The organism is Chiayiivirga flava (genome assembly GCF_014202825.1).
Lineage (GTDB): Bacteria > Pseudomonadota > Gammaproteobacteria > Xanthomonadales > Xanthomonadaceae > Chiayiivirga > Chiayiivirga flava.
This window is the reverse complement of sequence record NZ_JACHHP010000001.1, coordinates 584,841-606,887: the sequence shown is the minus strand read 5'-3', so window position 1 is coordinate 606,887 and position 22,047 is coordinate 584,841. Positions and strand designations below refer to the sequence as shown.

Below are 22,047 nucleotides of genomic sequence, written 5' to 3'. Positions count from 1 at the left end.
GCGGATGCGGGATGGGCCCCACACGCCACTCGGACCCTGAAGGCAACAGCGCTCGTCCGAGCGCGCGGTGCACCTGCGGTGCGCCTCCCTCATCCGCCTTCGGCACCTTCTCCCGGTGGGAGAAGGAGATGCAACCGGCGGAAAAGGACACGCACTCGGCGGAGAAAGAGATGCACCCGGCGGGGAGCGAAACGCACCCGACGGGACAGGAAACGCAGTCAGCGCTTCGACTGGAACTGCGTCAGCCCGCTGCGCGCCTGCGCACGCACCGTGTTGCGCACCAGCGGTGACCACCCGAGCAGCAGGCCCGGCAGTCCGAGTGCCTGGCGCGACCACGCCCACAGATCGAACCGGTCGCGATGCTCCACGATCAACCCGTCGCGGAAGCGGAACGTCGCGTCGATGCGGTTATGCACCGGGCGTCCGGTCCGCGCAAACAGGTAGTCCGCCTCCCAGTGCGCGCGTCCGGCAGTGTCGTCTGCCTGCACCGCCGAGAACCGCACGTCGAGATCCTTCGCTCGCGCGCACAGCATCCGCCACATGTCGCCTGCGTCCGCGCCGCGCAATTCGCCGAACGCGGGATCCTCGAACACCACATCCGTCGCGTAACACGCCGCCATCGCCTCGGCATCGCGCCGCTGGAACGCGCGGTAGAAGGTCTCGATCAGCTGTGCGTTCGGGTGCATCGGGCGGGTCCGTCGGCGGAAGTCGGCGCAGCATACGCGCTGCGGGGTGCGGGTCTGCGGTCAGTCGCCGTCGCCCGCGACGCAGATGCGGTTGCGACCCGTCTCCTTGGCCCGGTACAGCGCCGCATCGGCCGCGCGCATCAGGCTGGAACGGTCGGGGCACGCGGGACCCAGATGCGCGATGCCGATGCTCACCGTCATCTGCATCGCGCTGTCACCCACGCTCACCGAACTGCGTGCCACGGTTTCGCGCAGCGCCTCGCAGCGGATGCGCACGGCGGCGGGATCGGCGTCGGGATAGACGATTGCGAACTCCTCGCCGCCGATGCGGCCCACCAGTTCGTCTGCACGCAGCTGCGAACGCACCAGCGCCGCGATCTGGCGCAGCACCACGTCGCCGCCGGGATGGCCGTGGCGGTCGTTGATGCGCTTGAAGTGATCGACATCGAGAATCGCGAGCGACAGCGCGCGGCGCTGGTGCTCGGCGCGCGCGATCTCCTTCTCCAGCAGTTCGAGGAAATGCCGCCGGTTGCTGAAATCGGTGAGCGAATCGTGGCTCGCGAGCTGGTGCACTTCCTCGTGGTAGCGCGCTTCGACGCTGGCGTGACTGATGAACTTGAGGATCGACTCGCCGACCGTGACGTGGTCGCCATCGGCAAGATCGCTGACATCGATCACACGCTCGTTGACGCGGGTGCGGTTGGTCGAGCCCAGATCGCGGATGCGGTAGCGCCCGTGCTCGTGCCACACGGCGCAATGCTGGCGCGAGACGCTCGGATGCGGGATGTAGAGATCGGCCTCGTGCGAGCGGCCCACCACCAGCGGATCGGTCGAAATGTCCGCGCGCTTGCCCAGGCCTTCGCCGTGGATCACCACCACGCAGGCCGAATGCGGCGCGGGCGCGTCGGGGCCCGGGCTGATCTGCGTGCGCTGGGTGGTGTCGCGGTCGGTCGGAGCGGTCATCGGAGGGCCGGCGGGGTGCCGCGGCAGTTTAGCGAAAAAGTGCCCCGGGCCGGCCCGGGCGGCGGTTTCCGGGGGCGTCCGGGCGGATAATGTGGCGGTTCCGACCACAGGGGGAGGGGACGATGACCGCGTCCGACGACGCGCTGGATCCCACCCAGCGCCTGAACACCCGCGCCGGGCCGGCGACAGCGCCGCCGGACGGCGACGAACGCATCCTGCCGGGCGATCGCATCGGCCACTTCCGCATCGCGGCCGTGCTCGGCAGCGGCGGCATGGGCGAGGTCTACCGTGCGGAGCAGCTCGAACCGGTGCGTCGCACGGTGGCACTCAAGCGGCTGCGGCTGCGGCGCCTGGATGCGCGCCAGCTCGCCTGGTTCGAGATCGAGCGCCAGGTGCTCGCGCAGATGCAGCACCCGGCCATCGCGCAGATCTTCGACGCCGGCACCGACGACGACGGCGCGCCGTACTTCGCGATGGAGTTCATCGAGGGCGACTCGCTGCTGCGGTACTGCGAGCTGCATCGCCTGACGCTGCGCGCACGCCTGGAGCTGCTGATCCGCGTGTGCGAGGGCGTGCAGCACGCGCACCAGAAGGGCATCATCCACCGCGATCTGAAGCCGGCCAACATCCTCGTCTCCACCGTCGACGGGCGTGCGCTGCCGCGCATCATCGATTTCGGCATCGCCACCGCCACCACGCGCTCGCTCGCGGCCGGCAGCGGCAGCGAAATCGTCGGCACGCCGGACTACATGAGCCCGGAACAGGCCGGCGTGTCGGCCGCCGCGGTGGATCTTCGCAGCGACGTCTACGCGCTCGGCGTGATCCTGTACGAACTGCTGACCGGCCTGCGACCCGGCGGCGTCGGCGGCCACGATGCGGCCACCACGCTGCGGCCGCCGTCGCGCGCGCTCGACACGCTGCGCGAGCGCGCCGCGGGCGTGGCGCAGCGCCAGGGACTGAGCCTGCCGAGCCTGCGGCGCAACCTGCGCGACGATCTGGACTGGATCGCGCTCAAGGCCATCGCCCCCGAACGCGACGCGCGCTACGACAGCGCGGCGGCGTTCGCGGCCGACCTGCGCTGCTATCTCGACGGATATCCGGTCGCGGCCGCGCCCGCGAGTCGGCGGTACGTGCTCGGCAAATTCGTGCGGCGCAACCGGCTGGGCATCGCCACAGCCGGTGTGGCGCTGGCGGCGCTGCTTGCCGGCCTCGCGTTGTCGCTCTACGGCCTGTGGCAGGCCGATGCGCAGCGTCGCGTGGCCGAGGCGCGCGGGCGCGAACTGGAGCAGGTCGTTGCGTTCCAGCAGGCGACGCTCAAGGGCATCGACATCGCGGCAATGGGCACCGGCCTCATTGCCGCGCAGCGCGAGCAATTGGCAACGCAGCTCGCGCGCGATGCACAGCGCGACACCGTGCTGGCGCAGTTCGACGCCGCCACGCAGCGCATCGCGCCGAGCGATCTTGCGCGCACCGCGCTCGATCGTTTCGTGCTGGCGGGAGCACTGGCATCGATCGATCGCGATTTCGCGGACCAGCCGCAGGTGGCCGCGGACCTGCGCGCGTCCGCGGCCGAGGTGTACATGGCGATCGGCGGCTATGCGCGCGCCGCGGAGCTTTGGCGCGCCGTGCTCGACGCGCGCCAGACACAGTTGGGCCCGGACGCGCTGCCGACGCTGCAGGCGGAATCCGAACTCGGCACCGCACTCGGCGAATCCGGCGACCTTGCCGCCGCCCGCACGATCCTGGAAGGCCTCTACCGTCGCACCACCGATCGTGCCGACCTTCCGCTCGACCTGCGCGAACGGATCGCCGCCGCCTACGCGGTGACGCTCAACGACCAGGGCGAAACCGCCGCGGCGCTGCAGGTGCAGGAGGCGCTGCTGGCGCGCATCGTGGCCGAGCGCGGCGAACGCGATCTGCAGGCGCTGAAGGTGCGCAACAATCTTGCCATCAGCCTGGTGCGCGCCGGCCGCCGCGAGGAGGCGCGCGATCACTTCGAAGCCGTGCTGGAGGTGCGTCGCGGCCTGCTGCCGCCGGACGATCCCGACCTGCTCGGTTCGATGCTCAACGTGGCCGCCATCCGCGGCGCGCTCGACGATTTCGACGGTGCGCTCGATCTGCAGCAACAGGTGTACGACACCCTGCGTCGCCTGCACGGCGACGAGCATCCGAAGACCCTGGGCGCGCTGAACAACCTTGCCTCGACGCTGTCGCGCATGGGACGCGCGGACGAAGCCATCGCGCAGCTCGAACGCGTGGTCGCGGTCGCGCGGCGCACGCAGGGCGCCACCCATCCGGACACGCTGCGCTGGATCAACAATCTCGCCGCCACGCTGGTGCGCGAGGGGCGCTTCGAACAGGCGCTGCCGCTGCAGCGCGAAGCCTTCGAGGCGCGCGCGCGCGTCCTCGGGCCGAACCACCAGGACACCTTGCGCTCGGCCGGCAACGTTGCCGACCTGCTCGGCAAGCTGGAGCGCTACGACGAGGCCATCGCGCTGGCGCGCAGCAACCTGGCCGCGCGGACCGCCGTGCTCGGCCCGATGCACCAGGAGACGATCGAGGCGCAGCTGTTGCTGGCCCGGCTGCTGTCCGCCGGCGGCGACGCGCAAGCGGCGATCGATGCACTGCGCGCACTGCTGGCGCTGGACATCGGGGAACGCGACCGCGTCAACGCGCAGTCGCAGTTGTACGCCGTCTACCGCGATTCGGGCCGCACCGCCGACGCGGTCCGCGTGCGGCGCGAAGCCATCGACCCGTTCCTCGCCCGCGACCCGGCCACGCTCGATCCGGCGCTGCGTTTCCTGCGCGAGCGCCTGGTCGAAGACCTCGCGGACGACGACGCGGCGGGCTAGCGCGGGCTCTGCGCATCGCCGCCGATGTCCGGATCGGTGACGGCATGGCGTGCGAGCCGGGCTTCGCGGTGTGCGATATAGACGTTCGAGCCGAAGATGATCGCGGCGCCGAGCATGGTCCAGCGATCGACCGCTTCGTCGAACAGGAACCAGCCGTACACCGACACCACCAGCACCTGCAGGAAGCTGATCGGCGTCAGCAGCGACGCGTCGCCCAGTTTCAGCGCGCGCGTCCACAGCATGTGACCTGCGGTTCCGAAGAAACCCGCCAGCACGATCCACAGCCAGACGATGCCGGCGGGCCAGGTCCAGACGAACAGCGCCGGCAGCAGCGACATCGGCACCCACAGCAGGGTCGTGAACAGCACGATGGCGTCGGGCTTCTCGGTGCGCGACAGGAACTTGATGCTGATCGCCACGCTCGCGCTCATCGCGGCCGCGAGCAGCGCCACCAGCGCCGCGAGCGAAAAGGTTTCCGCACCGGGGCGCACGATCACGAGCACGCCGACGAAGCCGATCACCACGGCCGTCCAGCGCCGGATGCGCACCACCTCGCCCAGCACCAGCACCGCGCCGATGGTGACGAACAGCGGTGTCGCGTACGAAATGGAAATCGCCTGCGCCAGCGGCAGATGCACGATGGCCCAGAACCCGGCCAGCATCGACACGATGCCGATCACGCAGCGCGTGAGGTAGAGCGGCAGCTTGGAGGTGCGGAGCAGGTCCGGCCCGTGCCGTAGCAGCAGCGGCAACGCAAACACGAGGCCGAAGAAGTTGCGGAAGAACGCGATCTCGAACGCGTGCAGCTGCTCGGACGCGAGCCGGATCGTCGCGGCCATGCTGCCGAACATCAGCGTGCTGGCGACCATCAGCAGCACCGCGCGGGTGAGGTCGCGGGAGGCGGCGGAGCGGGGCAGGGAGGTCACGGAGGGTGTACGCGGGTCACGGTGACGGATTGTCGCATCGTCCGGATCGGACGTGCGCTCCGATCATCGCGCGCGGATGCGCAATTGCTGCCTTTGCTTGTCGACGCGGAAGCGGCGCCGGGTCGCGCGCGTCGCTTTTTCCGAGAGAGTCCCCAGCGTGCACGTCGGGTTGCCGCAGCGTCGCCACGCGGCGTTCCTTCTCCCCTCGGGAGAAGGTGCCGGCAGGCGGATGAGGGCGTCACCTCGCACGGAAATTCGAACGGCCGGAGAAAAGACACTTCGACGATCTGGCTCAGATGGCTGCTCTACGGATTACGAAACGTGGCTCCCTCATCCGGCTGCCGCCACCTTCTCCCGACGGGAGAAGGAACGCGTCTTGTGGCGCGTCGATTTTTGTGGATGGTGCGGCGCGAATGCCGTGTCGGAACGGAAAACGAAACGTGGACTGTGGCGCTTCCGGTGCCGCGTTATTCGCCCGCGCCTGTCAGAACACCGCTCCCACGATGCGCGCTTCCGGCTCCAGCGTCACGCCGAAGCGCTCGCGCACGGAGGCGGCGATGCGCCGCGCAAGATCGAGCAGCTGCGCCCCGGTCGCATTGCCGTGGTTCACCAGCACCAAGGCGTGTTGTGCCGCCACGCCGGCATCGCCGTCGCGAAATCCCTTCCAGCCGCACTGTTCGATCAGCCATGCCGCAGACAGCTTGCGTTGCGCCGCATCCGGACCGGGAAAGTTCGGCATCGATGGATGTTCGCGCAACAGTCTGTCCGCGCAGGTCGCGTCCACCACCGGATTCTTGAAGAAGCTGCCCACGTTCGGCAGCAGCGCGGGGTTCGGCAGCTTGCGCGTGCGCAGCCTCGCCACCGCTTCGGCCACGTGCGATGCACGCGGCGTATCCACGCCCATTGCCGCCAGTTCCTCGGGCAGGCCGGGGTAGTCGTAACGCAGCGCGCGCACGCGCGACAGCCGCAGTTCGACTGCGGTGACGATCCAGCGCTCGCGTTCGCGCTTGAACAGGCTGTCGCGATAGCCGAACGCACATTGCCGGTTGGCCAGCCGCACCAGCGCGCCCGCCTCGCGATCCCATGCCTCCACCGTCTCGACGAACTCGGCGATTTCCGCGCCGTACGCGCCGATGTTCTGGATCGGCGACGCACCGACGGTGCCCGGGATCAGGCTCATGTTCTCGAGCCCGCAGAAGCCGTGACCGACGCTCCAGCGCACCAGATCGTCCCAGCGTTCGCCGGCGGCGGCGCGGACCAGCACGGTGTCGCCGTCGTGGGCGAGCACGTGGCGCCCAAGCATTTTCTCGAGCGAGACGACGAGCCCGGGCACATCGTCGGCAAACAGCACGTTGCTGCCTTCGCCGAGCACCATCACCGGTGCGCGCCGGACGTACGGATACGCGAGCAGCTCGGCAAGTCCGTCGGCACGACGCACGTCGGCGAGCAGTTCGGCGCGGGCCGGCAGGCGAAAGCCGTTGCGCCCCGCGAGCGGCGCGCGTTCGGTGAGCGAGAACGCGGCGCTCACGCGTCGGCCGGGCGCGGCGACATGCCTTCGCGGCGGCGGCGGATCGCGTCCACCGCCTCGCGGATCAGGGCCGGTCCGCGATACACCAGGCCGGTGTAGACCTGCACCAGGTCGGCGCCGGCCGCGATCTTGCCGGCGGCGTCCGCGCCGCTGAGGATGCCGCCCACGCCGATGATCGGAATCTGCCGCGGCAGGTGGGCGCGCAGGCGGCGCAGCAGATAGGTCGAGTGCCCATAGAGCGGCCGGCCCGACAGCCCGCCGGCTTCGGCGGCATGCCTGTGTCCGGCCACGGCGTGCCGTTCCACCGTGGTGTTGGTGGCGATCACGCCGTCGACGCCGATGCGCCCGAGCACCTGTGTCATCGCGTCGATCTGCGCGTCGGTCAGGTCCGGCGCGATCTTCACCAGCAGCGGCTTGCGCACGCCGTGCGTAGCCGCGAGGCGCTCCTGCGCCGCGCGCAGCGTGCCGATCAGCCGGCGCAGCTGCTCGCCGTGCTGCAGCTCGCGCAGGTCCTCGGTGTTCGGCGAGGAAATGTTCACCGTGACGTAGCTCGCCACCGCGTAGACGCGCTCCAGGCACAGGACGTAGTCGTCGACCGCGCGCTCGTTCGGCGTGTCCTTGTTTTTGCCGATGTTGATGCCGAGCACGCCGCGCCAGCGCGCGCGTTCGACATTGCGCACCAGCGCATCGACACCGTCGTTGTTGAAGCCGAGGCGGTTGATCACCGCCTCGTGCTGCGTCAGACGGAACATGCGCGGCTTCGGATTGCCCGGCTGCGGGCGCGGCGTGGTGGTGCCGATCTCGATGAATCCGAAACCGAGTGCGGCCAGTGCATCGATGTACGCGCCGTTCTTGTCCATGCCCGCGGCAAGGCCCACGGGATTTTCGAACCGCAGGCCGAACACCGTGCTCGGCAGCGGCCGCGGCCTGCCCGCCACAAGGCCGCCGAACCCGCTGCGATAGGCGAACGCCAGCGCGCGCAGCCCGAGCGCATGCGCGCGCTCGGCATCGTGCGCGAACAGGAAGGGACGGGCGAGCGAATACATGACGTGTCTACGATGCGGTCGACTCAGCCCTGGCTCATGCCGATGATCGCCAGCCCGCCGAAGAACAGGAACAGCACCGCGATGCCGACGATGCACAGCGCCAGTTGCAGGTATCCGAGGATCAGTCCGCCGATGGCGAGCCCGTCGCCTTCGAGCGTGGCGGGCGCACGACGGATCTCGGCCCGTGCCATGTGGCCGGTGACGATCGCGACGATGGCCCCGATGAACGGGATCGCCACCCAGCTCACGATGCCGCTGACGAGGCTGACGATCGCAAGCGGACTGGTGCTGCGTGCGGGACTGTTCATGCAAACCTCTCTGCGGCAGGAAAGCGCATTCTCTCATCCGCGCCGGGTGCGCGGATGACGGATCGGCAACACGCCCGTGGCGATTGCGGACGGAGCGCGGCACCTTGCCGCGCCCCGCACGCGGTCACAGATCGAACTTGATGCCCTGCGCCAGCGGCAGCGAATCCGAGTAGTTGATGGTGTTGGTCTGGCGGCGCATGTAGACCTTCCACGCGTCCGAACCCGATTCGCGCCCGCCGCCGGTCTCCTTCTCGCCACCGAACGCGCCGCCGATCTCCGCACCCGAGGTGCCGATGTTGACGTTGGCGATGCCGCAGTCCGAGCCGCCGGCCGACAGGAATTTCTCCGCCGCCTTCAGGTCCGCGGTGAAGATCGACGACGACAGTCCCTGCGGCACGGCGTTCTGCGCGTCGATGGCCTCGTCGATGCTGGCGAACTTCATCACGTAGAGGATCGGCGCGAAGGTTTCGTGCTGGACGACGGTGTCGCCGTTTTTCAGGCCCGTGACGATCGTCGGCAGCACGAAGTTGCCGGGGCGGTCGGTCAGCGCCTCGCCGCCGGTGGCGACGGTGCCGCCGGCCGCCTTGGCCTGGGCGATCGCGTCGAGGAAGCCCTTGACCGACTGCTCGCTGTTGAGCGGGCCCATCAGCGTGCTGGCCTGGGTCGGGTCGCCGATCTTGCCTTCGACCTGCTTGTACGCCTTCACCAGCGTGGCGAGCACGTCATCGTGGATGTCCTGGTGCACGAACAGGCGGCGCGTGGTGGTGCAGCGCTGGCCCGCGGTGCCGACCGCGCCGAACACGATGCCGGGAATCGCGAGTTTCAGGTCCGCGGTCTTGTCCAGGATGATGGCGTTGTTGCCGCCCAGTTCCAGCAGGCTGCGGCCCATGCGCCTGGCGACGCGCTCGCCGACCGCGCGGCCCACGGCCGTCGAACCGGTGAAGCTGATCAGCGGAATGCGCGTGTCGTCGACGAACTTCGACGCCAGCTCCGTGCCCGCATCGTTGAACAGGAAGAACAGATCCGGGAAGCCGGCTTCCTTCAACGCCGCGTTGCAGATCTTCATCGAGGCGATCGCGGTCAGCGGCGTCTTCGGCGACGGCTTCCAGATGCAGATGTCGCCGCAGATGGCGGCGAGGAACGCATTCCACGCCCACACCGCCACCGGGAAATTGAACGCGCTGATGATGCCGACGATGCCGAGCGGGTGGTACTGCTCGTACATGCGGTGGCCGGGGCGCTCGGAGTGCATGGTGTAGCCGTAGAGCATGCGCGACTGGCCGACGGCGAAGTCGGCGATGTCGATCATTTCCTGGACCTCGCCATCGCCTTCGGCCTTGATCTTGCCCATCTCCAGCGCGACCAGCGAACCGAGCGCGTCCTTGTGCCGACGCAGCGCCTCGCCGCACAGGCGCACGGCTTCGCCGCGACGCGGTGCGGGCGTGGTGCGCCACACCTTGAACGCCGCCTGCGCGCGCTCGACGATGGTGTCGTAATCGGCCGCGCTCGATGCATGCACCTGCGCGATCACCGTGCCGGTGGCCGGATTGATCGACTCGATCAGGCCGGCGTCGGTGGTCTTCGACCATTCGCCCTGGCCGAGATAGGAGCCGGAATTGGCGGCGTCGAGGCCGAGCGCCTTGAGCAGGTCAGCGGACATGGGTTGTCTCCAGCACGTGTTGGCAAAGCCGGCAATTGTAGCCCGGCGGGTCCGGCGCTGCTCGATCGCGGTGCCGCGACCCGCCGCGCACCCTTGTCGAGCCCGGTCCGGGCCGGTAGACTTCGTCGTCTGCATTGGGGCGGTAGCTCAGCTGGGAGAGCGCCACGTTCGCATCGTGGAGGTCAGGGGTTCGATCCCCCTCCGCTCCACCAATGCATCCTCCACGCCTCGGCCTTCGTGCCGAGGCGTTTTCTTTTGGGCACTGCGTGCGCAGCGCGACGTCCGGGCAAGCCGGGCGGATGCCTTCGCTCAGGCCAGCTCCAGCGCCGTTGCGTCCTGCGCCAGCGCGGCCGACAGGTACAGCTGCGAGCCGCACGGCACGAAGCCCGCGCGCGCGAAGCGGTTGCGATAGAAGCTCGCGGTGCGCGCGATGTAGCCGAGCGTGTCGCCTTCCACCGCGTCGCCGCGGCAGAACACCTCGAGGAAGGCCACGCCGTGGCACAGCTGCGCGAACCCGGCGAGTCCGCGGTCGAGCGTGCGCGTCGGCAGGTAGTGCATCACGTCCGAGCACAGCAGCAGGTCGAAACTGCGGTCGAACCGCTGCTCGCCGAGCGCGGCGAAGTCCAGCAGGCGCAGGTTGCGCGCACGCCCGTGGCGCGCGATGGCGTACGGGCTGGCGTCGAGCCCGAGATAGTGCAGCTGCGGGCGCAGCCTGAGCAGCGGCGCGCGCCATGCGCCTTCGCCGCAGCCCACGTCGACCACCGAGCGCAGCGGTCCGCCGAGATGGTATTCGGCCGTCGCGACCACCATCGCCGCCTTGCGTGTCAGCCAGGCGCGCCTCCCGGCTGCGGCGGGGCCGCGATACCAGTGATCGAAATAGCGGCGGTCGTACTGCTTGGTCATGGCGTCGGGCTCCAGTGACTGTGCAGTCTGCCGCAGCGGGCGCGAGCGATGCGACCGTTGCGCGTCCTCGCCCGTCCCGATCGATGGCGCCCCGATGCTGCTATGGAGTCGACGTGATGCCCGCCACCGATCCCGCCGTGCCGCGCGGCAGCGAACACGGTCCCGGTTCTCCCCGCAGGATCGTGCTCGCCGCGGGGCTGATCGCAGCTTCGCTCGACATCGCATTCGCGATCGGCTTCTGGGCGCTGCGCGACGTGCCGGCCCAGCGCATCCTGCAGTCGGTCGCCTCCGGCGTGCTCGGTGCCGACGCCTACGCCGGCGGTGCCGCGAGCGCCGCGCTGGGCCTCGTGCTGCACATCGCCATCGCCGTCATGATGGCGATGGTCTACGACATGGCCAGCCTGCGCCTGCGCATTCTGGTGCGCCGGCCGGTGCTGTTCGGCGCCATGTACGGCGTGCTGCTGTTCGGCGCGATGAACTGGCTCGTGGTGCCGCTTTCGGCCGCGGCGATGGCCCCGCCGTCGGGCCTGTGGCTGTGGTGCGGACTTGCCGCGCACATCGTCCTCGTCGGCATCCCGTGCGCGCTCGGCGCGCGCCTGGCCGACGCCGCGCGCCGCCGTCGTGGCCCCGACCTGCGATAAACTCCGCGGCTCAAGGCCCCGTAGCTCAGCTGGATAGAGCGTCCCCCTCCTAAGGGGAAGGTCGTGCGTTCGAATCGCGCCGGGGCCGCCATCGCTGACCGCGACGCGTCATTCGAAGCCGTCGCCGAACACGACGTCTTGCATGTCCGGCGGCACCGCACCGGTTTCGATCGCGCCCACGTCGCAGCGGGGGCCGGCCGGGCGGGCGTAGCCGCGCTGGTCGGTCGCCAGGCACTGGGCCGTGCTGGCGCGGTCGACCGCGACGCTGTCTTCCGCCGGCAGGTAGGTCGGCGTCGGGCCGCCGTGGTCGCCGAGCGTGCCGAGCGCGAGCTGGCTGGTCGGCACGTCGACGCTATTGAGCCCGGAGTCCAGGCCGCAGCTGTCGCCGGGCGCCTCGATGTTGCCGGCGTTGTTCTGCAGCACGCTGCCGCCGAAGCCGCAGGTGCCGCGCAGCACGCTGTTGGAGACGTCGACCGCGATGCCGCCGCCGTGGCCGCCGATCGCGCTGCCGACGAGGCCGGCCGGCAGCACCGAGGGCGCGACGACGGTGACGTGCTGCAGGATCAGCTGCGCACCGGCGCCGTTGCGGTAGCCGATCGCGGCGCCGCGCGCACCGTCGGCCGCGGCATCGACCGTGAACGTATTGTTCGAGAACGTGCTGTTGCGGATGCGCAGCGTGGCATCGTCCTCGAGCACGATGGCGCCGCCGGCATTGCCGTCAACGCGGTTGCCGACGAAGGTCGAGCCGGTGACCTCCCACTCGCTGGTGCCGGCCGCGTACAGCGCACGCACGGGATTGCCCTCGAACACGCTGTCCTCGATCGTGAACGTGTTGTTGCCGTCGCTGCGGATCGGCACATCGTTGCCGACATAGTACGAGCGGCGAACGGTGACGTTCATGTCCGGATCGAACAGAAAGAATCCCTGCAGTCGCGTGATCGTGCTGTCCTCGATCAGCAGGCTGCCTTGGTGCAGCGTGATGCTCGCGGTGTGCGGCGGCGGAAGCAGCAGCAGGTCGCCATCGATGGTGCTGCCGCGGATCGTCACGTCGGGGCCGTCCCCATCGCCGGCCGGGTTGACGTTCAGCAGCGCGATCGCGCTGTCTTCGATCAGGCAGCTGGCGACCGTGTTGCACAGCAGCCGTTCGCCGATCTGCACATCGATGAGATGCAGGCTCGCATCCCCCGCAACCTGAGCCGTGCCCCCGGCGACGACAACGCCGTCGAGGACGAGCTGTCCACCCGGCGATGCGACCGCCGCGCTGCCGAACTCGCCGCTCGCGTCGAGCGTCATGTCGCGCAGTTGCAGGCTACGATCGGCCGCGGTCGTGTCGAGCGAGAACAGCTCGTCGACGGACTCGATGCGCGTCTGCCCGGCGCCCGCTCCGGCGACGATCAACGGCTGCCGCACCTTGGGCAGATCGCCACGCAGAAGCACGTGGGTTCCGGCGCCGAGCACGATCTGGTCCGTGGGGCCGAACACATCGTTGGCGCCGGCCGCGGTCAAAGCCTCGCGCAGCGAGCAGTCGCCGGCGACGCAGCCGTCGGGCAGCGGATCGTCGAGTCGCGTGACGGTGAAGGTGTCGGCGCCGGCAGGCGCCGCGATGCAAGCCAGCAGGCAGGCGAGGGCAGGGGGCTTCATGGTCGCTCCGGGGAGGGCTCGAACGAGGACGTGCACCCGACTCCACGCGCGACGGCGGCGGCAGGGGCCACGCTCGCGCACGCGGCGCCGCGATCTGCGAAAATCGCCGGCCGACCGCTTCGCGCACGCCCGTGTCCCGCAGACCGCTTCCCGAACTCGAGCTCGACATCACCGATCTCACCCACGATGGCCGCGGTGTCGCGCGCGTCGATGGCAAGGCCGTGTTCGTCACCGGCGCGCTGGCCGGCGAGCGCGTGCGTGCGTTGACCACGGCGCGCAAGAAATCATTCGACGAGGCCGTCGCCACGCAGATCCTGCAGGCTTCGCCCGATCGCGTGCACCCGCGCTGCGAGCACTTCGGCATCTGCGGCGGCTGCGCGTTGCAGCACCTCGCGCCCGACGCACAGGTCGCGGCCAAGCAGCACACACTGCTGGAGAATTTCGAGCGCATCGGCCACGTGACGCCGCAGCGGGTGCTGGCGCCGCTCGCCGGCGAGCCCTGGGGCTACCGGCGCAAGGCGCGCCTCGGCGTCAAGCACGTGGCGAAGAAGGGCAGGACACTGGTCGGCTTCCGCGAGCGCGATCCGCGCTTCGTCGCCGACATCGAACGCTGCGAGGTGCTGGTGCCGCAGGTCGGCAGCCGCATCGCGGCGCTGTCGGCGCTGGTCGACAGTCTCGACGCGCGCGCGCTGATCGCGCAGATCGAAGTCGCCGCCGGCGACGATGCCACCGCGCTCGTCTTCCGCAACCTGGAGCCGCTCGGCGACGAGGATCGCGCGAAGCTGCGCGCGTTCGGCGAGCGCGAAGGCTTCGCCATTTACCTGCAGCCGGGCAACAACGACAGCGTGCATCCGCTCGTCGGCGACACGATCTCGCTGCGGTTCGCCGTGCCCGGATACGACGTCGATTTCGACTTCCGTCCGCTCGACTTCATCCAGGTCAACGGTCCGATGAATGCGCGCATGATCGACCACGCGCTCGCGCTGCTCGATCCGCAGCCGACCGACCGCGTGCTCGACCTGTTCTGCGGGCTCGGCAATTTCACCCTGCCGCTGGCGCGCCGCGCGGCGTCGGTGGTGGGCGTGGAAGGCGAGACCACGCTGGTGCAGCGCGCGCGCGACAACGCGCGGCGCAACGGCGTGACCAACGTCGAGTTCCACGCCGCGGACCTCGGCCGCGATCTGCGTGGCCAGCCGTGGGTGCGCGAGGGCTTCGACAAGCTGCTGCTCGATCCGCCGCGCACCGGCGCCGATGCCACGATCCCGCAGCTGCCGCTGGCGGGCATCGGGCGCATCGTCTATGTCTCGTGCCACCCGGGCTCGCTCGCGCGCGACGCCGGCATTCTCGTGCGCGAGCACGGCTACGTGCTCCGGGCCGCGGGTGTGATGGACATGTTTCCGCACACGGCGCACGTGGAATCGATCGCGTTGTTCGAGCGCGGTTGATGCGGTTTACTCTCCCGAACCTCCATGCGTCTTCGGCCTTCATGGGTTCTCGCCGCCTTCCTGTCGTCATCCCGGCGAACGCCGGGATGACGGATCGATTCGCTGACACGCTCCCGAGACTGCAATGCCCCTCGAAATCGAACGCAAATTCCTCGTCCGCGGCGACGCGTGGAGACAGCAGGCCGAACGCGTCGTGCGCATGGCGCAGGGTTACCTCAATGACCTCGAGTCGGTGCAATCGGGCGCGCAGCAGGTCTCGATGCGCGTGCGCATCGCCGGCAGCGATGCCTTCATCAACATGAAGTCGCGCGAGCCCGGCCCCAGCCGGCAGGAGTTCGACTACCCGATTCCCGTCGCCGACGCCGAGGCCCTGCTCAGGCTCGCCACGGGCGGCCTCATCGACAAGCACCGCCATTACGTCCGTCACGCCGGCCACCTGTGGGAGGTGGACGAGTTCCATGGCGACAACGCCGGCCTGGTTGTGGCGGAAATCGAGCTCGATGCGGTCGACGAGCCCTTCGAGACCCCGGCGTGGCTCGGCCCCGAAGTCACCCACCTGAATCGCTACTTCAATCTCGCCCTCGCGGCACGGCCATATGCCGTGTGGAGCGACGGCGAGCGCCGTCCTTTTCCGGAGACTCCCTGACATGTTGGTGATCGGCATCGCGGGCACCACGCTCGGCGCGGACGAGCGCGGGTGGCTGCAGCATCCCGCCGTGGGCAGCGTGATCCTGTTCACGCGCAACTTCGCCTCGCGCGCGCAGGTCAGCGAGCTGTGCGCGGAACTGCGCGCCGCCGCACCGCGCCCGCTGCTGCTGTGCGTGGACCAGGAAGGCGGGCCGGTGCAGCGCTTCCGCGCAGGCTTCAGCCGGTTGCCGGAGCTGTCGCGCTTCGGCGCGCTGTTCGATACCGATCCCGATGTCGCACGCGCGCAGGCCGAACGCCACGCCTGGCTCATGGCGAGCGAGATGCGCGCGATCGGCCTGGATCTGAGTTTCGCGCCGGTCGTGGATCTCAAGCGCGGCAACCGCGCCATCGGTGAGCGTGCGTTTCATGTCGAACCGCGTATCGTCGCCGACCTCGCCGCCGCCTATCTGCGCGGCATGCACGCGGTCGGCATGGCCGCCACGCTAAAGCATTTTCCGGGGCACGGCTCGGTGCTGGAAGACACGCATTTCGATGCGGCCGTCGATGCGCGTCCGCTCGCCGAACTCGAAGCGAACGACCTGCTGCCGTTCCGCGCCGGCATCACCGCCGGTGCCGAGGCGGTGATGATGGCGCACGTGACGTACCCGTCCGTGGATGCGGAACCTGCGGGCTACTCGCGCCGCTGGATCGACCATCTGCGCAACGCGATGGGGTTCCGCGGCGTGGTCTTCAGCGACGACATCGGCATGGCCGCCGCCGAATCGGCCGGTGGCATCGGCGCGCGCCTTCATGCGCACTACGATGCCGGTTGCGACAGCGTGCTGGTGTGTTCGCCCAAGCTCGTGCCGGACGCGCTCGCCGCCATCGGTACGCGCAGCTTCGCCGCGGACACGTTCGCGCCGCTGCTCGGGCGCGGCAGCGTGCCGGCGTGGGACGCCCTCGTCGCCGACACGCGCTGGCACGACACGCGTGCTAGCCTCGCCCTCGATCCGATCGCCTGACGCCACAGCACGGACTTGCGCATGACCGACCAGCCCGACCTCGCCGCCGTCCTGCCGACGGCCGACATCATCCACGACCGCGCCGCGCTCGACGCCGCGATCGCGCGCATGGCTGCGCAGATCGATCGCGACTACGCCGGCACGCGTCCGCTCTACCTGCCGGTGATGCACGGCGGCATGCTGTTCGCCTCCCTGCTCGCGCTGCAGATCCGCACCGATCTCGAGTTCGACTACCTGCACGCGACGCGTTACCGCGGCAAGACGCGCGGCGGCGGCCTGACATGGCTGCGCCATCCGCAGGTGCCGATGCGCGGCCGGCGCGTGCTGCTGGTGGACGACATCCTCGACGAGGGCCACACGCTCAAGGCGGTGCGCGAGGCCTGCGTGGCCGAAGGCGCGGAGGAAGTGCGCATCGCCGTGCTCACGCGCAAGGACCACGACCGCTGCGTGCCGGGCCTGGTGGCGGATTACGTCGGCGTCGACGTGCCGGACCGCTACGTGTTCGGCTTCGGCATGGACTACAACGAACAGGGCCGCAACCTGCCGGCGATCTACGCGCTGTGAGTGCAGTCGTCTCCGACACCATCGCGCTGGCCGTCATCGGCGGCACGGGGCTGTATGCGCTCGAAGAGTTCGTCGAAGAACGCGCGGTGCGGGCAAGGACGCCGTACGGCGATCCGTCCGGGCCGATCCGCGTGGGTCGCCTGTTCGGCGCGCGCGTCGCGTTCCTCGCACGCCACGGCGAAGGCCATGCGCTGCCGCCGCATCGGGTGAACTACCGCGCCAACGTGCGCGCGCTGGCCGATCTTGCGCCGCGCCGCGTGCTCGCGATCAATACCGTCGGCGGCATCACCGAACGCTTCGGCCCCCGCACGCTGGCGTTGCCGGACCAGATCATCGACTACACGCATGGCCGCGAGGCAACGTACTGGGACGGGCAGGGCGAGATGCTGCACGCCGAATTCGGCGCGCCTTACTCCGGCACCTTGCGCGCCGATGTGATGGCCGCGGCCCGGGCTGCCGACGTGACCGTCGTCGACGGCGGCTGCTATGGCGCCACGCAGGGACCGCGCTTCGAGACGCGCGCCGAGGTGGAACGCATGCGTCGCGACGGGTGCGATCTCGTCGGCATGACCGGCATGCCGGAAGCGGCGCTCGCGCGCGAACTGGGGCTCGAATACGCCTGCCTTGCGCCGGTCGCGAACTGGGCGGCGGGCGCGGGCGATGGCGAGGACATCGCGCTCGACGCTGTGTTCGCGAATCTTGCGGCGACCAATGCGCTGCTGCCGCGGCTGCTGGAGGCGTTGCTGCGCGGGTGACGGGTGGGGCGTGCGGTGTGCGGTGTGCGGTGCAAGTCGCGCCAGAGTGCATTCGCCCACCCGCACGCTTTCCCGCCTCAGCGTCGCAACCGCGACCGCAACGCGGCCGCCAGCGCGGCACCGTTCGCCAGCATGAACCACGGCAGCGGATGCAGGTAGCGGTACGAGACGATGTGCGAAAACAGCACGTGCTGAGCCACGAGCCCGAGCGACGCCAGGCACAGCAGCACACGCAGGTCGCGCCCGGGCGCGCGCCAGCCGAGCGCCAGGGCGGCCAGCGCCAGCGGTGCGAGCAGCAGCAGGCACAGCACCAGCCACGGCGCACCGAAAGCGAACCAGCGCACCGCCGGCGTGGTGCTCGCCGGGACGCCGGAGATGTCGTAGCCGAACGCGTCGAGCAGCATCTGCGCATGCCTCGCGTCGGGCGGGACGCGGCCGAGATCGTTGTGCAGGCGTGGCACCGCGACCGTCGGATCGAAGTAGTCGGCCACGGTGGCCAGGCCCATCCGCACCAGCCCCAGGGGGTCGTCGCGCAAGGCGCGCATCGAGATTTCTCCGGCGACGGCATCCGCGTCCCGCGTGTGCCGGCGCAGGGTCGCCTGCATGCCTCCGGGCAGCCACAGTTGGGCCTCGCGCCGGCGCGGATCGCGCGGGTCGATGGCCAGCTCGTCGAGCAGCGCCGGGTCGATGCCGCTGGCGCGCAGATGGTCCGCGTGCACCAGCGGCAACACCAGGCCCAGGCGAAACATGCCCGCCTGCGCGATGTACCCGGGCTCGGTCTTCGCGAGCGCGCCGTACCAGTGCGTGTAGGCCGAATGCAGGCCGAACGTGAATGCTGCGGCGACGGCAGCATGCAATGCCGTCCGCGCGATGCGCCGGCGCCACGCGCGGGCGCGTTCGTCGGGATTGAACATACCCCGCACGAGCGGCGCCAGCAATCCCAGCACCAGCACCATCGGCAGCAGGCTCAGTCGCATCGCCACTGCCAGCAAGCCGCAGGTCACGTACACCGCGATCCAGTACCAGCGTCCGCTGCGGACGTAGACGCTGGCGCCGGCAAAAAACAGCGCCAGCGCAAGAAGTCCCGCGCTTTCTGCCATCACCATGCGCTCGTAGAACAGCTGTGCCGGTTCCAGCGCGAAGGCGACCGCTGCCAGCGTGGCAATCGCGGCGCCGGCACCCACGCCGCGACGCAGCCAGGCGTAGAGCAGCATCGCGGAGCCGACGCCGAACAGCGTCTGCAGCGCGAACAGCGCATGGATCGAATGCAGCGGAACCGCGGTGGCGCCGATCATCCAGCCGTACAGGAACGAGCGGTCGCCGGGCACCCAGCCGGTCAGTGCGCCGAGCAGATAGCTGCCCGAATCGCCCATGAAAAGACGCACCGTCGTGTCGAGCAGCGCCGCCCCCGCCTTGGCCGCGAGCACGAGTGCCACGCAGAGCCACGCCTGCCGGGTGCGCGCACGCGCCATGTCCGCCGCCGCGTTGCCTGCGGACGATGTCCCGGGGTCAGGCGCGGACAGTGGCATGGCATGCTCCGGAGGCCGGGAAACAGGGCTCGGACCGCTGCCGCGTGTTACAATTCGGCGCTTGTCCGGCGGCCACGCGGCCGCCCGCATCGGCGCCGCAAACCGGGCCTCGATCCTGCACCGGCGTGCAGCACACACTGACGTAGTTTCGGGAAAACATGGCAGACCTCGCGAAGGAAATCATTCCGGTCAATCTCGAAGACGAGATGCGCAAGAGTTACCTCGATTACGCGATGAGCGTGATCGTGGGCCGCGCGCTTCCGGATGTCAGGGACGGACTGAAACCGGTGCATCGTCGCGTGCTGTACGCGATGAACGAACTGGGCACGCACAGCAACCGCCCGCACGTGAAATCGGCCCGTATCGTCGGCGACGTGATCGGCAAATACCACCCGCACGGCGACCAGTCGGTGTACGACACGCTGGTGCGCATGGCGCAACCGTTCTCGCTGCGCTACCTGCTGGTGGACGGACAGGGCAACTTCGGTTCGGTCGACGGCGACGACGCCGCCGCGATGCGTTACACCGAAGCACGCATGACCAAGCTCACGCACGAGCTGCTGGCCGACATCGACAAGGAAACCGTCGACTTCCAGCCGAACTACGACGAGAAGGAACTCGAACCGCGGGTGCTTCCGACGCGGGTGCCGAACCTGCTGATCAACGGTTCGGCCGGCATCGCGGTGGGCATGGCGACCAACATCCCTCCGCACAACCTCACCGAGATCGTCGACGCCACCATCGCGCTGATCGACTCCCCCGATCTGGACATCGAGGACCTGCTCAAGTTCGTGCCGGGCCCGGATTTCCCCACCGCCGGCATCATCAACGGCACCGCCGGCATCCACCACGCCTACCGCACCGGCCGCGGCCGCGTGCTGATCCGTGCGCGCGCCGACATCGAGGTGAACGACGACAACGGCCGCGAAGCCATCATCGTCACCGAGCTGCCGTATCAGGTGAACAAGGCGCGGTTGATCGAGAAGATCGCCGAGCTGGTGAAGGAGAAGAAGCTCGAAGGCATCAGCGAGCTGCGCGACGAGTCCGACAAGGACGGCATGCGCATCTACATCGAGGTCAAACGCGGCGAAGCCGCCGACGTGGTGCTGAACAACCTGTACCAGCAGACCCAGATGCAGAACGTGTTCGGCATCAACATGGTGGCGCTGGTCGACGGCCGTCCGCAGCTGCTGAATCTCAAGCAGATCCTCGAGGCCTTCATCCGCCACCGCCGCGAAGTGGTGACGCGGCGCACGATCTTCGAACTGCGGAAAGCCCGCGCGCGTGCGCACATCCTCGAAGGTTTGACCGTTGCGCTCGCGAACATCGACGAGATGATCGAGCTGATCAAGACCTCCGAAAGCCCGCAGGTGGCGCGCGAGCGCATGCTGGCGCGGCGCTGGGCGCCGGGACTCGTGGCCGCGCTGCTCGAAGCGGCCGGGGCCGACGCTTCGCGTCCGGAGGATCTGTCGCGCGAGATCGGGCTGCACGCCGACGGCTACCAGCTGTCCGAGGTGCAGGCCAAGGAAATCCTCGAGATGCGCCTGAACCGCCTGACCGGGCTGGAACAGGAAAAGCTCACCGACGAATACCGCCAGCTGCTGGAGACGATCGCCGCGCTGATCCGCATCCTGGAAGACCCCGACCGCCTGCTCGAAGTCATCCGCGACGAACTGCGCAACATCCGCGAGGAATACGGCGACGCGCGCCGCAGCGAGATCCGCCAGAGCCAGGAAGACCTCGACATCCTCGACCTGATCGCGCCGGAAGACGTGGTCGTCACGCTCTCGCACACCGGTTACGCCAAGCGCCAGCCGGTGAGCACGTATCGCGCGCAGAAGCGCGGCGGCAAGGGGCGCTCGGCCACGGCGATGAAGGAAGAGGATTTCGTCGAACGGCTGTGGGTGGCGAACACGCACGACACGCTGCTGTGCTTCACCAGCACCGGCCGCGTGTTCTGGCTGCGCGTGTACCAGTTGCCGGATGCCGGACCGAACGCGCGCGGGCGGCCGATCATCAACTTCGTGCCGCTCGAAGCCGGCGAGAAGATCCAGGCGGTGCTGCCGATCCGCGAGTATTCCGAGAACTGCTACGTGTTCTTCGCCACGCGCAACGGCACGGTGAAGAAGACGCCGCTGTCGGAATACGCGTTCGAACTGGCGCGCGGCAAGATCGCGATCAACCTCGACGACGGCGACGCACTGGTCGATGCGCAGATCACCAACGGCGAGCGCAACATCATGCTGTTCGCCTCCAACGGCAAAGGTGTGCGCTTCGAGGAGGATTCCGTTCGCCCGATGGGCCGCAATGCCACCGGCGTGCGCGGCATGCGCCTGGCGGCGGGCGAGCAGGTGGTCTCGATGATCGTCGCAGACGGCGACGGCGACATCCTCACCGCGAGCGCCAATGGCTACGGCAAGCGCACGCCGCTCGACGAATACCCGACCAAGGGCCGCGGCACCCAGGGCGTGATCGCGATCCAGACCAGCGAACGCAACGGCAGGCTGGTGGGCGCGGTGCAGCTGGACGAGGCGCACGAAATCCTTCTCATCAGCAACCAGGGCACGCTGGTGCGCACGCGTGCGTCCGAGATCGCGCGCGTGGGGCGCAACACGCAGGGCGTGACGCTGATCCGCCTGCCGGCGGACGAAGTGCTGGTGGGCGTGGTGGCGATCGAGGCCTTCGTCGAGGATGCATCGGCGTCGGCAAATTCGGATGCGGCGCTGCCGCCGCTGGATGATGCCGGTAATGCTGCTGCGTCGAGCGAAGGCGAGGGGCTGCCCGAGGCTTAATCGTCGGGTTGTTGAGCCGCTTCGGACGATTGGAATCGACGTACGAAGCGGAAGCACGCTTGCCCTTCTCCCCGCGGGAGAAGGTGGCGCGCAGCGCCGGATAAGGGTCCGGGCAGAGTCGTATCGCGGACTTCGCGGGATCGTTAAGCGAGCGTCAAG

At 69.3% G+C, this 22,047-nt stretch carries 18 protein-coding genes and 2 tRNA genes; 10 read left to right on the top strand and 10 right to left on the bottom strand.

Annotated features, from left to right (window positions below; all coding sequences use genetic code 11):
* Positions 1–218: 218 nt before the first annotated feature.
* Together HNQ52_RS02530 and HNQ52_RS02525 are read right to left on the bottom strand one after the other, a co-directional pair.
* Complete coding sequence (locus tag HNQ52_RS02530; RefSeq protein ID WP_183959475.1) at positions 219–686, bottom strand: nuclear transport factor 2 family protein; 468 nt, start codon at positions 684–686, stop codon at positions 219–221.
* A 60-nt stretch (positions 687–746) separates the two neighbouring features.
* Positions 747–1,649 (bottom strand): GGDEF domain-containing protein, encoded by a 903-nt coding sequence (locus tag HNQ52_RS02525; protein ID WP_183959473.1) that lies wholly within the window; start codon positions 1,647–1,649, stop codon positions 747–749.
* Positions 1,650–1,771: 122 nt separating this feature from the next.
* On the opposite strand from HNQ52_RS02525, the gene HNQ52_RS02520 reads away from it, so the two are divergent.
* A complete protein-coding gene (locus HNQ52_RS02520; protein ID WP_183959471.1) occupies positions 1,772–4,501 on the top strand; it encodes a serine/threonine-protein kinase in 2,730 nt (909 codons plus the stop codon).
* Here the strand turns inward: HNQ52_RS02520 and HNQ52_RS02515 are convergent.
* From HNQ52_RS02515 to amaB, 5 genes are all read right to left on the bottom strand, one after another.
* Positions 4,498–5,427: a DMT family transporter gene (locus tag HNQ52_RS02515; RefSeq protein WP_343059179.1), complete on the bottom strand. Its 930-nt coding sequence runs from the start codon at positions 5,425–5,427 to the stop codon at positions 4,498–4,500. The two genes, HNQ52_RS02520 and HNQ52_RS02515, sit on opposite strands and share 4 nt — an antisense overlap.
* A gap of 484 nt (positions 5,428–5,911) precedes the next feature.
* The gene (murB, locus tag HNQ52_RS02510; RefSeq protein ID WP_183959469.1) at positions 5,912–6,955 is read right to left on the bottom strand and encodes a UDP-N-acetylmuramate dehydrogenase; all 1,044 of its coding nucleotides are present in this window, start codon (positions 6,953–6,955) and stop codon (positions 5,912–5,914) included.
* Positions 6,952–8,001, bottom strand: coding sequence for a quinone-dependent dihydroorotate dehydrogenase (locus HNQ52_RS02505; protein WP_183959467.1), 1,050 nt, complete (start codon positions 7,999–8,001; stop codon positions 6,952–6,954). Before HNQ52_RS02505 ends, murB begins: the two co-directional genes overlap by 4 nt.
* A gap of 23 nt (positions 8,002–8,024) precedes the next feature.
* Positions 8,025–8,309 carry a DUF4190 domain-containing protein gene (locus HNQ52_RS02500; RefSeq protein ID WP_183959465.1) on the bottom strand — a complete coding sequence of 95 codons (285 nt, stop codon included), beginning with the start codon at positions 8,307–8,309 and terminating at the stop codon, positions 8,025–8,027.
* 124 nt (positions 8,310–8,433) lie between these two features.
* Positions 8,434–9,969: an L-piperidine-6-carboxylate dehydrogenase gene (gene amaB / locus HNQ52_RS02495; RefSeq protein WP_183959463.1), complete on the bottom strand. Its 1,536-nt coding sequence runs from the start codon at positions 9,967–9,969 to the stop codon at positions 8,434–8,436.
* 136 nt (positions 9,970–10,105) lie between these two features.
* On the opposite strand from amaB, the gene HNQ52_RS02490 reads away from it, so the two are divergent.
* Positions 10,106–10,181, top strand: a tRNA-Ala gene (locus HNQ52_RS02490).
* A 97-nt stretch (positions 10,182–10,278) separates the two neighbouring features.
* Here HNQ52_RS02490 and HNQ52_RS02485 read toward each other — a convergent pair.
* Complete coding sequence (locus HNQ52_RS02485) at positions 10,279–10,872, bottom strand: methyltransferase (RefSeq protein WP_183959461.1); 594 nt, start codon at positions 10,870–10,872, stop codon at positions 10,279–10,281.
* Between the two features lie 116 nt (positions 10,873–10,988).
* Between HNQ52_RS02485 and HNQ52_RS02480 the strand changes: the two genes are divergently transcribed.
* Together HNQ52_RS02480 and HNQ52_RS02475 are read left to right on the top strand one after the other, a co-directional pair.
* Positions 10,989–11,513 (top strand): hypothetical protein, encoded by a 525-nt coding sequence (locus tag HNQ52_RS02480; RefSeq protein WP_183959459.1) that lies wholly within the window; start codon positions 10,989–10,991, stop codon positions 11,511–11,513.
* A 14-nt stretch (positions 11,514–11,527) separates the two neighbouring features.
* Positions 11,528–11,604 (top strand) — tRNA-Arg (locus tag HNQ52_RS02475).
* 17 nt (positions 11,605–11,621) lie between these two features.
* Here HNQ52_RS02475 and HNQ52_RS02470 read toward each other — a convergent pair.
* Entirely contained in the window at positions 11,622–13,154 is a 1,533-nt protein-coding gene (locus HNQ52_RS02470) for a right-handed parallel beta-helix repeat-containing protein (RefSeq protein WP_183959457.1), read from the bottom strand.
* Positions 13,155–13,285: 131 nt separating this feature from the next.
* Here HNQ52_RS02470 and rlmD point away from each other — a divergent pair, with 131 nt between their 5' ends.
* The 5 genes from rlmD (at position 13,286) to HNQ52_RS02450 (ending at position 17,567) form a co-directional block, all read left to right on the top strand.
* Positions 13,286–14,599 carry a 23S rRNA (uracil(1939)-C(5))-methyltransferase RlmD gene (gene rlmD / locus HNQ52_RS02465; RefSeq protein WP_183959455.1) on the top strand — a complete coding sequence of 438 codons (1,314 nt, stop codon included), beginning with the start codon at positions 13,286–13,288 and terminating at the stop codon, positions 14,597–14,599.
* A 124-nt stretch (positions 14,600–14,723) separates the two neighbouring features.
* The gene (locus tag HNQ52_RS02460; protein ID WP_183959453.1) at positions 14,724–15,245 is read left to right on the top strand and encodes a CYTH domain-containing protein; all 522 of its coding nucleotides are present in this window, start codon (positions 14,724–14,726) and stop codon (positions 15,243–15,245) included.
* Position 15,246: 1 nt separating this feature from the next.
* The gene (gene nagZ, locus HNQ52_RS02455; protein ID WP_183959451.1) at positions 15,247–16,248 is read left to right on the top strand and encodes a beta-N-acetylhexosaminidase; all 1,002 of its coding nucleotides are present in this window, start codon (positions 15,247–15,249) and stop codon (positions 16,246–16,248) included.
* Positions 16,249–16,269: 21 nt separating this feature from the next.
* The gene (locus tag HNQ52_RS17015) at positions 16,270–16,812 is read left to right on the top strand and encodes a hypoxanthine-guanine phosphoribosyltransferase (protein ID WP_246387468.1); all 543 of its coding nucleotides are present in this window, start codon (positions 16,270–16,272) and stop codon (positions 16,810–16,812) included.
* The gene (locus HNQ52_RS02450) at positions 16,809–17,567 is read left to right on the top strand and encodes an S-methyl-5'-thioinosine phosphorylase (RefSeq protein WP_343059177.1); all 759 of its coding nucleotides are present in this window, start codon (positions 16,809–16,811) and stop codon (positions 17,565–17,567) included. The genes HNQ52_RS17015 and HNQ52_RS02450 overlap by 4 nt, the downstream gene beginning before the upstream one ends.
* Positions 17,568–17,644: 77 nt before the next feature.
* Here HNQ52_RS02450 and HNQ52_RS02445 read toward each other — a convergent pair whose 3' ends face one another.
* Positions 17,645–19,096 carry a hypothetical protein gene (locus HNQ52_RS02445; RefSeq protein WP_183959447.1) on the bottom strand — a complete coding sequence of 484 codons (1,452 nt, stop codon included), beginning with the start codon at positions 19,094–19,096 and terminating at the stop codon, positions 17,645–17,647.
* A gap of 158 nt (positions 19,097–19,254) precedes the next feature.
* Between HNQ52_RS02445 and gyrA the strand changes: the two genes are divergently transcribed.
* Complete coding sequence (gyrA, locus tag HNQ52_RS02440) at positions 19,255–21,888, top strand: DNA gyrase subunit A (RefSeq protein WP_183959445.1); 2,634 nt, start codon at positions 19,255–19,257, stop codon at positions 21,886–21,888.
* Positions 21,889–22,047 lie beyond the last annotated feature (159 nt).